The sequence below is a fragment of the Haladaptatus sp. genome, assembly GCF_049589095.1.
Classification (GTDB): domain Archaea; phylum Halobacteriota; class Halobacteria; order Halobacteriales; family Haladaptataceae; genus Haladaptatus.
On the sequence record NZ_JBAWAC010000003.1, the window covers coordinates 1 to 15,481 of the forward strand.

Sequence of the window (15,481 nt, forward strand, 5' to 3'; positions counted from 1 at the left end):
CCGCGACCAGAGTCCACCGTCCGGCGAGGTCACCGACGAAATCGAGCGTCTGATGGTCGGGCAAATCGAGGACCAGTTCGACCCGACCAACGGCGGGTGGGGCGACGACGCGAAGTTCCCGCTCCCGCGGACCGTCGAGTTCGCGCTGAAACGCGACCGCGAGCGCGCCCTTTCCACCCTCTCGCCGATTACGGCGAACCTCTACGACGACTACGAAGGCGGCTTCTTCCGTTACGCCGGAACCAACGATTGGAACGACATCCACCGCGAGAAGATGCTCGACTTGAACGCCGCGCTCCTGCGCACCTACGCGAACGCCTACCTCTACACGGGCGAGGACCGCTACCGCGACCCCGCCGCGAAGACCGTCGAATACCTGACGACGACGCTCTGGGAGGGCGACGCCTTCGGCGGCAGCCAGCAACCCGGCGACGGCTACTACGAGGGCGACGCGAGCGACCGCGAGAGTCGGGAGGCACCACCCGTCGATTTCACCGCCTTCGCCGACCGCAACGCGCTCGCCGCGGACGCGCTGCTCACGTACGCCGCCTACACCGACGACGAACACGCGCGACGGTACGCCGAACGAACCCTCGAATTCCTCTCGGCGTTCGTCGAAAACGGTGCGGTCGTTCACTACCGCGACGGCAACGAGGTGGGCGAACGCGGCCTGCTCGCCGACCACGCCCACGTGACGCGAGCCTTCGTCACCGCCGCACAGGTTCTCGGCGGCGACGAGTACCTCGAAACCGCGCGAGCGGTCGCGGATCACGCCATCGAAACGCTCCAAGCCGACGACGGTGCGTTCGTCGACGGGCCGCGTGAAGGGCCGGGACTGCTCGACCGTGAACTTCGCCCCGTCGATGACAACGCCGTCTTGGCAGACGCGCTGGTCGATTTGACCGTCCTGACGGGGGATTCGTCGTACGAGGAGGCCGCACGCGAGGCGGTCGGCGCGTTCGCGGGTGCGGCGGACCGAATCGGCGTGCAGGTCGCGGGCTACGCGACGGCCGCCTCCCGACTGTGCAGGCCACCCCTCCAAGTCGTGGTTGCCGACGAACCGGGGTCGGACCTACACCGTGCCGCGCTTCGACTCGCCGACCACGAGAAAGTCGTCGTCCTCACGCCTGACGGCGAGTACGAGCGGGGAACCGCTCGACTCGTCGACGGCGAGAACGAATCCGATCCGGCGACTTCTCCGGCGGAGCTGAGTGAACTGGCATCAAGTTTCTTTTGAGCAATATTTGCGAAAAGGATACTCTGTCCAGTTGGGGCACATAAAACGCACGTAGAGTTTATATACTGTCGGGCTAATGTCAACAGCTATGGCAAGTCTTCGCGATTTGGGTCTCTCCGAGTACGAAGCGCGTGCGTATCGAGCGCTCTTGAACACGGGACCGACGACGGCGAAGGACCTCTCTCGGGTGAGCGACGTTCCGATGGGGCGGATTTACGACGTGCTCAACAGCCTGGAGACGCACAACCTCGTGCGAAGTCAGAGCGCGAGTCGCCCGAAGAAGTACGTCGCCGTCGAGCCGACCACCGCGCTCGACCGACTACTGGACGACAAACTGGACGAACTGAACGCGAAGGCCGACCAGTACGAGGACATCGTGGACGATTTGAGCACCGAACTCGACGCCGTGGACCCGCCGATAGAGGAGGGCTTCTGGACGGCGGCGGTCGGTCCGGACGATTCGCTCGAACTCCTCATCGAGCGCTTGGATGCCGCGGAACGCCGCATCGTCATGGTCGCCGGTCGGGTGTCGCCGACGTTCGACATCGGCAACGTCGGGGACACCGTCGCGGAGCACCTCGAAACGGCTCTGTCACGGGGCGTGGAGGTATCCGTCCTCCTGTCGCCGGAACTCGTCAGCACGCTCCCCGAGAGCGTCGGTCGGCGATACGCCGACACGCTGTCGGACCATCCGAAGTTTTCGGTCCGAACGACTGCGGAACTCGACGGGACGTTCAACCTCATCGACGACCTCGAAGTCTGTATCGAGGTGGCGAACCCGCTCTCGCCCGGCGAGGCGTTCGCCATGATCGACCTGAAAGACCCCGAGTTCGCGGCGAACGTCAACAACCAGTTCTCCTCCCGCTGGGAGACCGCCGAACCGCTTCACTTCTGAGCGGTCGAATCAACCCTTCTGATTCGTTTTCGAGAGTGTTCGATACTCGCGTGATTGCAGTTACCGAGGGGGAGTCTTCGAACATTCGCTGCCGAACTCGCTCGACGCGCCCAATGAAACAACGTACCACAGTCCCATCTCAGCAGTGACACGTGTCGTTCTCACGTACGATGGTCGTCTCACCCGTTTCAGTGTCGTAGTTGACCTCGTTGATGGCACAGTTCGATTGTGGCTGATCCAGGATTGCCTCTGGGATGTCGAAGCCCTTGAGATACCCGAGAATCAGGCGGATGGGGCCACCGTGAGCGACAATGAGGATGGTTTCTACCGGTTCGCTTTCAACTAACAGCCTCTCCCATCCCTCAAGCACCCGTTTGCGAACTTCGACAAGACTCTCCCCGCTGTCCGGTGTTTCGTACGCCGCTTCGAGACCGGCCTGTTGGAGGGCGTACTCGGGAAACCGTTCGAACCAGTCGTTTGCCGGGAGCCCCTGAAACACCCCCCAATCGCGTTCCCGCCAATTCGAGTCGAACGTTACAGGGGCATCGACGTAGTCCCGAAGCAGTTCCGTCGTCTCTCTCGTCCGATGGAGGTCCGAAGACTGAATCCTATCGATATCGTATCTCCGATTTAGGTTTTTACCGAGCCGTCTGGCCTGATCCCGACCCAGTTCTGTAAGTGGTGTGGGTGCCCACCCCTGCATGCGATGCTCGCGGTTCCACGCAGTCTCACCGTGCCGGACGACGACGACGGTTGTCATGTTCGTACTTGTTTCAACCGATGACAAGTACGTTTTCACATGGCACCCGTCCCACCTCCGCCATGATGGGTCACGACATCGTTTACGAACTGCTAGATTCGCGCCACCTGTTCGAGACGGTCGTCGAAACCTATCGCTGATAGTCCTGTGAGCGTTCGAACGGGAGAAGAGCGACGTCGTCCCCTTTCTCACTCCCGTTTGGCGAGACCGACGAGGTGGCCCGCTTCTTCGAGCACGATTTCACCGACACCCAATCTAACGGCGTTCTCGCTCCCGGGCAGACAGAAGACGACGGTCCCGTCCGCGGTACCCGCGGTCGCTCGCGTGCCGACGGTCTTCGTCCCGATTTCGTCGTAGGAGAGCGTCCGGAACAGTTCGCCGAACCCGGGCAGTTCCTTCTCGAACAACGCCGAAACCGCCTCGATGGTTACGTCGTCGGGCGTGACGCCGGTGCCGCCAGTCGTGACGACGACGTCCGTGTCGCCGCGCCCGACGATGTTGTTCACCGTCTTCTGCACGCGGTCGTGGTCGTCGGCGACGAGTTCACGCGTCACGACGTCGTGACCCGCCTGCTCTACCAGGACCTTGATGGCATCTCCTGCTGGGTCGTCGTCGACCGACCGCGAGGTCGAAACGGTGACGACGGCGAAGCCGAGTTCGTCCACGTCGTGAGCGTGATGGTCGTGACCATGATCGTCGTGAGCGTGGTGGTCATGACCGTCGTGACTGTGGTCGTGGCCGTTGCTGTGGTCGTGGTCGTTATCATCGTGGCCATCGTGTCCGTGACCGTGTTCGTGTTCGTCAGTTTCGCTTTGCTCGTCGTTCCCGTCGTGATCCGTCATACCGTTACTTCGACACGCCAGCGCAAAAGTTCACACGGGCCCGCGCTTTGAATACTATTTTAGTGTTCGCGCCCGACGTGCCATGCATGAAAGCCGTCCAGTTCTCGGAGCACGGCGGGATGGAGGTTATCGAGTACGACGAATTCCCGGACCCGGAACCCGACCGGGACGAGGTTCTCGTCGATATCAAGGCGGGCGCGCTGAACCACTTGGATGTGTGGACGCGCCGCGGACTCCCCGGCATCGACCTCGACATGCCTCACATCCCCGGCAGCGACGGGGCGGGCGAAGTCGTGGAAGTCGGCGAGGACGTGACCCGGTTCGAACCCGGCGACCGCGTCGCCCTCTCGGCGGGCGTCAGTTGCGGTAAATGCGAGTTCTGCCGTCACGGCGAACATTCGATGTGTGTGGGCTACCACATCATCGGCGAGCACGTCCGCGGCGTGCACAGCGAAATGGCGGCCCTTCCCGAGGACAATCTACTCCCGGTTCCTGAAGGCGTTTCGTGGGAGACGGCCGCGGCGGCACCGCTCGTCTTCCAGACGGCGTGGCGGATGCTCATCTCGCGTGCGGAACTCACGGCGGGCGAACACGTCCTCGTGCTGGGCGCGTCCGGCGGCGTCGGTCACGCGGCGGTCCAAATCGCGGACTACGCCGGAGCGACCGTCTACGCGACGGGCAGCAGCGAGGAGAAACTCGAACACGCTCGCGAGTTGGGTGCCGACCACGCCATCGACTACGAGGACGAGAACTTCGCCAAACGAATCCGCGAGTTGACCGACGGGCGCGGCGTGGACGTCGTCGTGGACCACATCGGCGCGGCAACGTGGCAGAACTCGCTCAAGGCGCTCGCCAAAGGCGGGAAAATCGTCACCTGCGGCGCGACGACGGGCGGACAGCCGGAGACCGACATCAACCGCATCTTCTGGAATCAGCTCTCGGTCATCGGCTCCACGATGGCGAGCCTCGGCGAGGCGAGCGACGTGATGGAACTGGTGTGGGACGGCACGTTCGAACCCGCGATTCGGGAAGTCCTCCCGATGAGCGAGACAGCACGCGCCCACGAGATGCTCGAAAATCGGGAAGGCTTTGGTAAAGTGGTGGTAAAACCCGATAGCGAGCTATGACGACGGAGCACACCAAAACGAGGGAGTTCGGACGGAGCGGATGGATCCTAGTCGCGGCGATCATACTGGCGTTTATCGTGTCGCCGCTGCTCATCTACCTCCACCCGCCGTACCTCCCGTTCAAATTCGCCTATCTCATCCTGCCGATGATCCCGGCGCTGGCGCTCGGCGCGCTATCGGTGTGGTCGGCCCAGGAGCGGGAATAAATCACACGACGAGCGGAATCCGAGCGACGAATCGAACGTCGTTGTATTCATCGTTTGACACTCACGCTCTGTTTTGGAACAGACATCAAGGTTGTTTCCTTCCACATTTCAGGAGATTATTCCCACACATTCGGTGTTGAGTGCAATATCTCCACCCGAATACCACGGAAAAGAGTAACTTCGTGAATGCACAAATTTTTCAGGGTGTGGGAGAATCACACACAAGATGAGCGTCATCGACGTTACTGCTCGGGACGATAGAACGACACACCGGCAAGTGGAACTCAAACTGTGGCATCCGGGGTGCTGGACGCTCGAAGTCACCGACGAGTACGACGGTATCCATATTCTCGAAAAATCGCTGTATCCGACCGACGAAACCGTCAAGGGAGATTTCATCATCGTCTCGGAGGGCGACCACGACATCGAAACGTTCGTCGAAGCCATCGACGCCCACCGGGTAGTCGAGAGCACGGCCATCCTCAAAAACAGCGGCGACCGCGCCCGCGTCGTCGTCACCTACGAGCGTTCGTCCAGTATCGTCCCCGAAATCGTCAACTCGGAGTTCATGCCGATAGAACCGGTTCACATGACCGGCGGGTACGAGTATTGGACCGTCCTCGTCCGTTCGGATCAACTCGAATCGGTGTTCACCCGATTGGAGGAGGAGTACGACATCCAGTTGGAGTCCATTCACGAGGTGGACCCGAACGACAACGTGGAGTTCGCGAACACCAGCGACCGCATCTACAACTCGCTCTCGGTGCGACAGATGGAGTGTCTGTTCGCGGCCCACGACGCCGGATATTACAACTGGCCTCGCGACGTCGCCGCGAGCGAAATCGCGAGTGATTTCGGCATCAGCGGTCCGACGTTCCTCGAACACCTCCGGAAAGGGGAACACAAAGTCCTCGACGCCTTCCTCACCAAACTCGACGGACGGAATTACTGACCGGACGACGTACCCATCGGCCCTGGATAGCCGCATTAGGAACCGCTTTGGAGGTGGGTACGAATGTGGTTGTCATGCCACCCGAACTCACACTTTCGGACGCGCTGGATATCGAATATCCCGGCGCGCCGTCGTGGTCCGCGAACGGGAATTTTCTCGCGGCGACCGTCTACGAGGACGATGGAAACGTCCTGTTGGTTACCGATCCGAAAAACGACCGACCGTGGCGATTCACGCCGGACGACGGGCACGTCACCGAATTTTCGTGGTCACCGACCGAGTCCTCCCTTCTCGTCGCAACGGACGCCGGAGACCTGTTGCTCGCCGACCCCAAAGAAATGACGACCACCTGTCTGCTTTCCGGGCCGGACGAGAGGAGCGCATACACGTGGTCGAACGACGGCACTCGCTTCGCGTTCTACCGCGACGGTCGCCCGTTCGTCCGCGACATCGAAACCGGGGAAGAGCGTGGATTCGACGGACCGAAACGCGGTCCGTTCCTCGGCGAAGCCCGAATGTTCGCGTGGTCCGACGACGATACCCTGTTGGCCTACCGGTTCGTCGAGGACGGGACGACACACGTCGGCGTCGTCCACACCGAGTCCGGCGAGCTCGTCTGGCGCACGCACGGCGAACTGGCGAGTTCAACCCCGGCATGGCTGTCCGACGGACGCGTCCTGTTCGACCAGCACGGCGAGGGTGGTACGGTCAGACGGATCGTCGCCGCCGATCCGGAAACCGGCGTTGAAACGGTCCTCTTCCGGGAATCAGACCGCGAACGCGGAATCGTTTCGAGCGGCGCACCGGAAGTGTCCCCGGACGGTCGCCGAATCGCCCTGTCCCTCCCGCTCGATGGCTGGGACCACGTTCACGTCATCGACGTGGAAACCGGGGACCGAACGCAACTCACCGAGGGAGCGTTCGAGGACAAAGGCGTCGCGGACGCGACGCCGCAGTGGTCGGACGACGAAACGCTCGTTTTCGCGTCCAACCGGAACGGGTCCGGCCAGCGCCACCTGTTCTCGGTCACGTTGGACGGCGAGACGACCGCGCTCGTGGAGACCGACGGAACGAACGTCCATCCACGACCCGCACCGGATGGCGGAACGATAGCGTACGTTCACGCCGACGGGGAACTGTCGCCGGAACTCCGGATCTTCGACTTCAGGGACCGTGGACGCGAACGACTCACGCGCTCAACAGTCGAGGAGTGGTCGATACCACCAATCGAGCCGGAACGGATCGAGTTCGAGAGCGCCGGTCGAACCATCGACGGCTACCTGCTCGACCCGCGCAAATCGGACGCCGTCGCCGACGACGCGACGGACATCCCCGCCGTCGTCTGCGTACACGGCGGGCCGATGCGCCAGATGCGCGACGGGTGGCACCCGTCGCGTTCCTACGGCCTCTTCTACAGCTCTCATCAGTACCTCGCCACGAAGGGCTACGCTTGTCTCTTCGTCAACTATCGCGGCGGCATCGGTTACGGGAAGGAGTTTAGGCAGGCCATCGCAGGCACCCGTGGCGAGGACGAAATCGAGGACGTGGCCCGTGCAGGGAAGTTCCTGAAAGCGCTCTCGTACGTCGATTCCGACGCGGTCACGGTTTGGGGGCTCTCCTACGGCGGCTACGCGACGCTACAAGTCCTCGGGACGCATCCCGATACCTTCTCGCTCGGAATCAACCTCGCCGGATTGGCCGACCTCGAACTGTACAAGGAGTGGGCCGAGGAGACGAAGCATCCGGCGGCGGCCTCGTCGGAAGCGCTCCGAATGGGCGGCGAACCGTGGGAAGTTCCGGAGCGATGGGCCGAGGCGTCCCCGGAGACGCACATGGAGAACTACGAGACTCCGCTCTACAACTTCCACGGGACCGGCGACCGTTACGTCAACTTCGAGCAACTCGACGTGGTGGTCGAGACGCTCACCGACCTCGGCAAGGAGTTCGACGCCGACCACTATCCCGACAAAAACCACGTCTTCTCGAAGCGGGCGACGTGGGAACGAACCCTGCAGAAGGTAGAGCGGGTGCTGGAGGACGACCGATGAAGGTCTTCATTTCGGCCGATATGGAAGGCATCACCGGCATCGCAGACCCGCTCGACGTGGTGCGAGGGGAAGCGAACTATCCCGCCGGACGGGAACTCATGGTCGGCGACGTGAACGCCGCCATCGAGGGCGCGCTCGCTGGCGGTGCCGACGAGGTGCTGGTCAACGACTCCCATTCCTCGATGACGAACCTACCCCGGGATTCGGTCCACGAAGCAGCGCGCCTGATCCGTGGCGGGACGAAACCGTGGTCGATGATGCAGGGACTCACCGAGGACCACGACGTCGCCTGCTTGGTCGGTTACCACGCGAAGGCCGGGACGGAGCGCGCCGTCCTCAACCACACCTACTACGGACAGGTGCTCGTCTCGCTCCGTGTGAACGACGACGAAGTCGGCGAACTGGGCTGGAACGCCGGACTCGCCGCATCGCTCGGCGTTCCAGTCGGTCTCGTTACGGGAGACGATGCGACCGAAGCCGAGGCTATCGACCGACTGGAAACCGTCGAAACCGCCGTCGTGAAGGACGGCATCGACCGCTTCACGGCGGACTGCTTGCCGCCCGAGGACGCACGCCACCGGATTCGAGAGAGTGCGAAGCGAGCGGTTCGCCGTGTGTCGACGTTCGAACAGCCGATTCCCGACGAACCGGTTGCTATCGAGGTCGATTGGGCGGCCACGAACCAAGCCGCCAGCGCGGCATCGATTCCGCCGGTCGAACGCGTCGCTGGCCGGACGACCCGCGTTGAAGCGGACTCGTACGTCGAGGCGTTCGAAGCCTCCGTGGCCATGATCCACGGTGGCGGCGCGGGAAGAAACGAGTTCTACGGGTAGGCGGTGGCGGTCCTGCGTCGAGTATTTTCCTCGGAAGGCGTTCCATGGAGGCGACGCCGTTCGGTTTTCGATTTTCGATCCCGTGGTCGTTCTCCATCGGAAGAAGTGATGAGCCGAGAGCAGTCCAAACCGCTCGCTCGAAACGGAGTCGGACGAGCGATTCGAGGAGCCAGCACATCGCACCGCACTGGTTCCGTTTTCGTTGAAAAACCTTCGTGCTCAGTCGACGAGTTCACACACGAACTCGTCGATTCGGTCCCGTGCGTTTTCCTCGTCCTCGCCGACCAATCCGCCGAGAAGGACGGAGAACACCACGTCCGGTTCGCCCTCCCTGCGAACGATTCCGGAGAGCGTTCGACTGCCGGTCAGGGTTCCGGTCTTCGCTCGGATTTCGGACTCCATATCCGAAAACCGGGTCTCCAGCGTCCCCTCGCCCGCGGTCGGAAGCGAGTCGAAGAAGACCTCGGACCACGGCCGGTCGGCAACCCATTCGAGGGTTTCGACCATGCCTCGGGCCGAAATCAGGTTGTAGCGGGAGAGACCGGACCCGTCCCGGATGCGGAATTTGTCAGCGCCTCGTTCTTCGAGGAACTCCCGAACGACGGTCTCCCACGCCCCCCACGACCCCTCGCCACGAACGTCGTGGGCGACGGTTCGGGCGAGTCCTTCGGCGAGGAAGTTGTCCGACGGGACGTTCATCTCGCGGACGAGGTCGGCGACCGACGGTGATTTCACCGCCGCAATCGGCTCGCTGGAGGTCTGGTTTCGGGCGACGCCGAGTTCGCCGGTGTGAGCCACCTCTGCCGTTTCGAGCGCGTCACGAAACGCCAACAGGCAGTGGCGAACCGGGTTCCCGACCGGAACGGATTCCGTCTGCGGCGCGTCCGTCGGTTTTCCCCCGACTCGGATCGTTCCGGTGGTGAGCTCGCGGAACACCAGGAGTTCGTCGGCGGACTCGTCGAACTCGGTCGCGTATTCGATTTCGTCCGTGTTCGGCGTGAGTTCGACGTCGGTTCCGGACACCGTCACCGAGACCAAATTTCGGTCGAGCGCGAGCGGGGTGCTCTCCGCGCCGTACCCGTACTGTCCGTCCTCCCACATCCACCCCGGACCGCGGGATTCCCCGTCGAACCACGCCACGTCGGCGACGATGTCCGTCACGGAGTCGATACCCGCGTCCCGCACCGCGTCGGCAAGCGTCATCAGTTCCTCCCGTGAGAGCGACGGGTTTCCACGGCCGGAGAGGACGAGCGAGTTTTCGACACTGGTGACGTGCGTTTCGAAGCGGTAGTCCGGGGTGAGATAGTGCAGCGCGAGCGCGGTCGTGAGCAGTTTCGTGTTCGAGGCTGGCGGGAGCGGAACGTCCGGGTTTCGTGCCGCGAGATCGGTTCCACCGAGTTCGCGGACCAGGATGCTCGTTCCGAACGAGTCCGCATCGAGGCTGGTTATCCCGTTCACCACGTGAACGGTTCCCGTTCGTCGACGTCGAGGTGGCAGGCCGAGAGCTGGTTGTCACCCACCGATTCCAGTTTTGGCACGTCGGTTTCGCACGGCGACTGATACTCGTTCAACGTGTCGGACGCGTCGTCCCAGTTTCCGTCGGCCGCTTCCGAAACGGCACGCTGAACCGTCTTCTCGACGCCCGCCGGTGGGTCGTGCTCGAAGTACTCCGAGCGGACGGCGGCGGGTTCGGCCTCCGTCCGAAGGGATTCCTCGGCGACATCGCTTTTGAGGTCCATGTACTCGCGGAACGTCTCACGGGTGAACGGCTTGGGGACGATGATGTCGGGACAGCGCGTGTGGAACTTACAGCCGGATGGCGGATTGCTCGGGCTCGGAACGTCCCCGACGAGTTTCGATTCGACACCGCGCGTGTCCGGATCGGGGTTCGGCACCGCGTCCAGAAGCGCACGGGTGTAGGGGTGGTGTGGCTCCGTGAACAGTCGATCCACTGGCCCGGTTTCAACGAAGTCGCCGAGATACATCACCGCCACGCGGTCGGCGACGTTTCGGATGACGCTCAGGTCGTGGGTGATGAACAGGTAAGTCAGGTCGTACTCGTCCTGAATGTCCTGCATGAGCGAGAGGATTTGGGCCTGCACGCTCATGTCGAGGCCGCTCACGGGTTCGTCGGCGACGACGAGGTCCGGGTTGATCGAAAGCGCCCGTGCGAGGTTGATTCGCTGGCGCTGTCCGCCGGAGAACTCGTGTGGATACCGTCCATAGTGTTCCTCCGTGAGTCCGACCTGCCCGAGTAGTTCTACGACGCGCTCCCGTCGGTCCGCCGGGTCCCACCCGGCGGCCTCCAGCGGGTCGGCGATGATGCTGCCAACCTTTCTACGGGGATTGAGACTGCTCATCGGGTCCTGAAACACGATCTGTGCGTTCCGCCGGAACTCGCGCTTCGCGTCCGAATCGAACGACGTGGTTCGCGTTCCCTGGAACTCCACGACGCCGTCGGTCGGGTCGGTCAGTCCCAGAAGGGTTCGTGCGAGCGTCGATTTTCCGCACCCGGATTCACCGACGATTCCCAGCGTTTCGCCGGGGTAGAGGTCGAAGCTCACGCCGTCGACCGCTTTGACGCTCTCGTCGTCAAACGTCAGCGGAAATCCGCCCTCGGAGTTCCACCGGAGCGAGCTGATGAACCCGGTGTTCACCGGGAAGTGTTTCGTCAGGTTTTCAACCCTGAGCAGCGGTTCGCCCCGCGCTTTCGGCCGTTGTTGTACGTGTTGACTCATGGTCTCCCCCGTCGTGCTTCCTCGTGCAGTCGTGGCTCCTCGGCACCGTATCCCTCCTTGTAGAGCAGACACGCCGAATCGTGGTTGGGGCCCACGCCGATGCGCGGCGGCTCGATCTGCGAACAGTCATCGATAGCGACGGGACATCGCGTGCGGAACCGACAGCCGGAGGGTGGATCGATCGCGCTCGGCACCGTCCCCTCGATGGGGTTCAAGTCGTCCACGCGCTGGTCGGGCCGGACGACCGACCGCAGGAGCGCTTGCGTGTACGGGTGTTTCGGATTGCGGTACAGTTCCTCGTAGGGGGCCTGCTCGACCACCTTGCCGAGATACATCACGGCAACGCGGTCACAGACTTCACGGACGACGCCCATGTCGTGAGTGACGTAGACGACGCTCGTGTCGTACTTGTCCTGAATGTCGTCGAATAGGTCGAGGATCTGGGCCTGAATCGTCACGTCGAGCGCCGTCGTCGGTTCGTCCGCGATGATGAGTTTCGGGTTGCACGACAACGCCATGGCGATGAGGGCGCGCTGGCGCATCCCGCCCGAGAACTCGTGCGGGTACTGATCGACCCGCTGTTCCGGGTCCGGAATTCCGACGTCGTCCAGCAGTTCGATGGCCCGTTGGCGGGCCTCCTTGTCGGTACAGTCGGTGTGGTACTCCACGACTTCTGCGATCTGATTTCCGACGGTGAAGACGGGGTTCAGCGCCGACATCGGGTCCTGAAAGACGAACGAAATCTCGCTGCCGCGAACCTCCTGTCGGAGTTCGCGTTCGGTGCAGTCGGTCAACTCGCGTCCGTCGAACCGAACGGAGCCATCGACCACCTTGCCGGGCGGGTTGATGAGGCCGAGCAGGCTCTTCACCGTCACGCTCTTCCCGGCCCCGCTCTCGCCGACGAGGCCGATGGTTTCGCCCTTCTCGACCTCGAAGCTGACGCCATCGACCGCCTGCACGATTCCGCTTTGCGTGTAGAAGTACGTTCGAAGATTCTCGACTTCGAGCAAGCTCATCGCTTGCCTCCGTCGGTTTCCGTTCCGCTGTCATCGGCTAGTTCCTCCCATTTCTCCGTCTCCGTTCCGCCGTCCGTGGCGGGGTTTTCGGTGATCGGTTCGGGTTCGTCACGCGAGGTTTCCGTGGGCAGGAAGTCGTCGCCGAGTTCGTCCCAGTCTGCCTTCCAAAGCGTCGTTTTCGGGTCCATCGCGTCCCGCAGGCCGTCACCGAGCATGTTGAACCCCATCACGGTGAGGAAGATCATCAGACCCGGGAATATCGTAATCCACGGTGCGATGATCATGGCTTGCCGCGAGTCGCTCAACATCCGCCCCCACGACGCCGTCGGGGGCTGGACGCCGAATCCGAGGAACGACAGCGCCGCCGCGCCGATAATGACGCCGCCCATCGAGAGCGTCGCTTGGACGAGCACCGCGGCCAGTCCGTTCGGGACGATTTCGCGGAAGAGGATTGTTCGGGTGGGCAATCCGGCGGCGCGTGCCGCTTCGACGTACTCCTCTTCCCGAAGGGAAAGCACTTCCGAGCGCATCACGCGGGCGTACGCGGGAATGCCGATGACGCCGTAGGCGAGAAAGAGGTTGTACACGCTCGGTCCCATGATGGCCATCAGCGTCATGGCGAGGATGAGACCCGGAATCGAGTACAGTACCTCCAGTAGTCGCATGATGAGGTCGTCGATTCTGCCCCCGAAGTACGCCGCCGTCGCACCGCAGGCGATACCGCCGAGAAAGCTGATTCCGACGGAGATGACGCCGATGGCGAGCGCGATGCGGCTACCGTAGATTATCCGTGCCAGTATGTCCCTCCCGAGGTTGTCGGTCCCCATTGGGTGTGCGACGGACGGGGCCGCGTTCGTATGTAGTATGTCTGGTTCGTGTGGATCGGCGAGGAGCGCAGTAATGATATGTCTGTTGAAGATTACGATGTCGATAGTCGAGAATATCGCCAGCACGACGAGGATGGCGATCATAATCGCGCCGGCGATTGCCGTCGGACTGTACCGTAGCTCACGAAGGGTGCCTCGTAGGTGACTCTCCGTATCGATTCCGCTCTCGGTAACTGGTTGATTCGTACTCATGTCAGTCGTATCTGATCCGCGGGTCGATGTACGCGTAGGCGAGGTCGGTCAGCAGGACGCCGGTCAGGAACAACAGCGCGAACGTCAGGGTCATTCCCATGATGACGCCGTAATCGTTGTTCGTCATGCCGTTGAAGAACAGCCGCCCCATACCCGGAATGGCGAAGATTTTCTCGGTGACGACGCTGCCGTCCAACAGGAAAGACAACTGCAGTCCGATGATGGTGACGAGCGGCAACAGCGCGTTCCTGAACGAGTGTTTAAGCAAGATGCGCCGCTCGGGTAGGCCGTAGGCTCGTGCCGTCTGGACGTAATCCTGTGATAGCTCCTCGACCATGCTGGAACGCGTCATCCGCATCAACGTCGCGGTCATCGCAGTCGAGAGCGTGATGACCGGCATGACGAGCCGTTTGGCGGACTCGACCGGGGCCTGTGCGAAGGGGACGTATCCGGACACCGGGAGCCACTGCAACTTGACTGCGACGATGAACATCAGCATCAGCCCCAACCAGAAGTTCGGCGTCGAAAGCCCCGCCAGCCCCACGAATCGGGAGACGTGGTCGCCTAGCTCGTTGTGCCGCGAGGCGGCGTAAACGCCGAGCAGAATCGAGACGGGAAGCGCGATGACGTACGACAGCCCCATCAGGGTGAATGTCGGGCCGACGCGCTCCATCATCAGGTCGATGACGGGCCGTTTCAGCATGAATGACTCGCCGAGGTTGCCGTGGAGAACCCTGCTGAGGTAGTCGAGGTACTGCTTCCACAGCGGTTGGTCGAAGCCATATTGGTGAATGAGTTGGTCTGCAAGCTCCTTGCTCGGGTTCAACCCGAGATAGATTTTGACCGGGTTGCCCGGAAGGGCGTGCATCATTACGAACGTCAGCGTGAAAACGCCCAGCAGAACGGGAATTATCTGCAAAATCCGCCGGGCGGTGTATCGGTACATGCTCATGGTATCGTGTGTACGGAAAGGTGGGGGGAGTTAGTTGCTAAGCCAGGAGTTCGACCATTCGTTACAAAGCGGCTGGGCGACGTAGGCCGTCGGGTCGTAGTCCTTCACCGACTTGTTCCACGCGGTCGCGGACTGTTCCGAATATACCTGAATGTGCGGGTACTCGGACTGGAACGTCTCCGCGATGTCGATGTACAGTTCCCGACGCTTGTCGCGGTCCTGTAGTTTGCGCGCCTTGCGAATCTTCGCGTCGGCGTCCTGGAGTTTCTTACTGTCCGGGTAGGCCTGATAGAGCATCCCCGCCGAGGCGTTGCCGACGTAATCGTCCGGAACCGGGCTGTCGTCGTTCTGCGGGTCGCGGAACAGGTAGTAGAAGAACCCGTCCGGGTCCTGCCCACCGGACCAGCCGTAGAACGTCACGTCGTACTTGCCGTTGTCGAGGAGGTCGAGCCATTGTCCGATGGTAATCTCTCGAACGTTGGCTTTGATTCCCACCTTCTCCATCCCGTTCTGGAGCAAGATAGCCATGTTCTTGAACTTCCCAGAGGTTGCGGTCGGCATGTCAACCTCGAAGCCGTCGCCGTATCCCGCCTCTTCGAGCAGTTGCTTTGCCTTGTCGTAGTTCTTCTCCGGGAAGTACTTCTTCTTCCAGTCCTGCCACGGGAAGTCCCACGCCTTGTTGACCTCCGTCGGCATGTATCCGTAGCTGCGCTTGCCGAGTTGCCCTTTTGCCGCCTCCAGCATCTCGTCGTAATCCACGAGGTACTGCATCGCTTCACGCACCTTGCGATTGTCG

15 protein-coding genes are annotated in these 15,481 nt (G+C 62.2%); 7 read left to right on the forward strand and 8 right to left on the reverse strand.

The annotated features are described in order from the left end of the window. Both WBV42_RS00060 and WBV42_RS00065 read left to right on the forward strand, forming a co-directional pair. Nucleotides 1-1,237, forward strand: a 1,237-nt coding sequence (locus tag WBV42_RS00060) for a DUF255 domain-containing protein (RefSeq protein WP_423984230.1), incomplete at its 5' end; no start/stop codon positions are given. Between the two features lie 88 nt (nt 1,238-1,325). Next, nucleotides 1,326-2,132: a TrmB family transcriptional regulator gene (locus WBV42_RS00065; RefSeq protein ID WP_423984231.1), complete on the forward strand. Its 807-nt coding sequence runs from the start codon at nt 1,326-1,328 to the stop codon at nt 2,130-2,132. Nucleotides 2,133-2,271: 139 nt separating this feature from the next. Here WBV42_RS00065 and WBV42_RS00070 read toward each other — a convergent pair whose 3' ends face one another. Next, the gene (locus tag WBV42_RS00070) at nt 2,272-2,892 is read right to left on the reverse strand and encodes a histidine phosphatase family protein (RefSeq protein ID WP_423984232.1); all 621 of its coding nucleotides are present in this window, start codon (nt 2,890-2,892) and stop codon (nt 2,272-2,274) included. Nucleotides 2,893-3,080: 188 nt separating this feature from the next. Next, a complete protein-coding gene (locus WBV42_RS00075) occupies nt 3,081-3,734 on the reverse strand; it encodes a MogA/MoaB family molybdenum cofactor biosynthesis protein (protein WP_423984233.1) in 654 nt (217 codons plus the stop codon). 86 nt (nt 3,735-3,820) lie between these two features. Between WBV42_RS00075 and WBV42_RS00080 the strand changes: the two genes are divergently transcribed. The 5 genes from WBV42_RS00080 to WBV42_RS00100 all read left to right on the forward strand — a co-directional run bounded on the left by WBV42_RS00080 (nt 3,821) and on the right by WBV42_RS00100 (nt 8,900). Then, the gene (locus WBV42_RS00080) at nt 3,821-4,861 is read left to right on the forward strand and encodes a zinc-binding dehydrogenase (RefSeq protein WP_423984234.1); all 1,041 of its coding nucleotides are present in this window, start codon (nt 3,821-3,823) and stop codon (nt 4,859-4,861) included. Beyond that, entirely contained in the window at nt 4,858-5,067 is a 210-nt protein-coding gene (locus WBV42_RS00085) for a hypothetical protein (RefSeq protein WP_066141119.1), read from the forward strand. The genes WBV42_RS00080 and WBV42_RS00085 overlap by 4 nt, the downstream gene beginning before the upstream one ends. Nucleotides 5,068-5,293: 226 nt before the next feature. Next, the gene (locus tag WBV42_RS00090) at nt 5,294-6,019 is read left to right on the forward strand and encodes a helix-turn-helix domain-containing protein (protein ID WP_423984235.1); all 726 of its coding nucleotides are present in this window, start codon (nt 5,294-5,296) and stop codon (nt 6,017-6,019) included. Nucleotides 6,020-6,093: 74 nt separating this feature from the next. Continuing rightward, a complete protein-coding gene (locus tag WBV42_RS00095; protein ID WP_423984236.1) occupies nt 6,094-8,067 on the forward strand; it encodes a S9 family peptidase in 1,974 nt (657 codons plus the stop codon). Next, nucleotides 8,064-8,900 carry a M55 family metallopeptidase gene (locus WBV42_RS00100; protein WP_423984237.1) on the forward strand — a complete coding sequence of 279 codons (837 nt, stop codon included), beginning with the start codon at nt 8,064-8,066 and terminating at the stop codon, nt 8,898-8,900. Before WBV42_RS00095 ends, WBV42_RS00100 begins: the two co-directional genes overlap by 4 nt. A gap of 219 nt (nt 8,901-9,119) precedes the next feature. On the opposite strand, the gene dacB is transcribed toward WBV42_RS00100, so the two are convergent. The 6 genes from dacB to WBV42_RS00130 all read right to left on the reverse strand — a co-directional run. Continuing rightward, nucleotides 9,120-10,358: a D-alanyl-D-alanine carboxypeptidase/D-alanyl-D-alanine endopeptidase gene (gene dacB / locus WBV42_RS00105; RefSeq protein WP_423984238.1), complete on the reverse strand. Its 1,239-nt coding sequence runs from the start codon at nt 10,356-10,358 to the stop codon at nt 9,120-9,122. Then, the gene (locus WBV42_RS00110) at nt 10,355-11,638 is read right to left on the reverse strand and encodes an ABC transporter ATP-binding protein (protein ID WP_423984239.1); all 1,284 of its coding nucleotides are present in this window, start codon (nt 11,636-11,638) and stop codon (nt 10,355-10,357) included. Before WBV42_RS00110 ends, dacB begins: the two co-directional genes overlap by 4 nt. After that, a complete protein-coding gene (locus WBV42_RS00115; protein WP_423984240.1) occupies nt 11,635-12,654 on the reverse strand; it encodes an ABC transporter ATP-binding protein in 1,020 nt (339 codons plus the stop codon). Before WBV42_RS00115 ends, WBV42_RS00110 begins: the two co-directional genes overlap by 4 nt. Further along, complete coding sequence (locus WBV42_RS00120) at nt 12,651-13,733, reverse strand: ABC transporter permease (RefSeq protein ID WP_423984241.1); 1,083 nt, start codon at nt 13,731-13,733, stop codon at nt 12,651-12,653. The genes WBV42_RS00115 and WBV42_RS00120 overlap by 4 nt, the downstream gene beginning before the upstream one ends. A gap of 1 nt (nt 13,734) precedes the next feature. After that, on the reverse strand, nt 13,735-14,685 hold the full coding sequence (locus WBV42_RS00125; RefSeq protein ID WP_423984242.1) for an ABC transporter permease: 951 nt from the start codon (nt 14,683-14,685) through the stop codon (nt 13,735-13,737). A gap of 30 nt (nt 14,686-14,715) precedes the next feature. Next, nucleotides 14,716-15,481: ABC transporter substrate-binding protein (locus WBV42_RS00130; RefSeq protein ID WP_423984243.1), on the reverse strand; the 766-nt coding region annotated here is incomplete at its 5' end.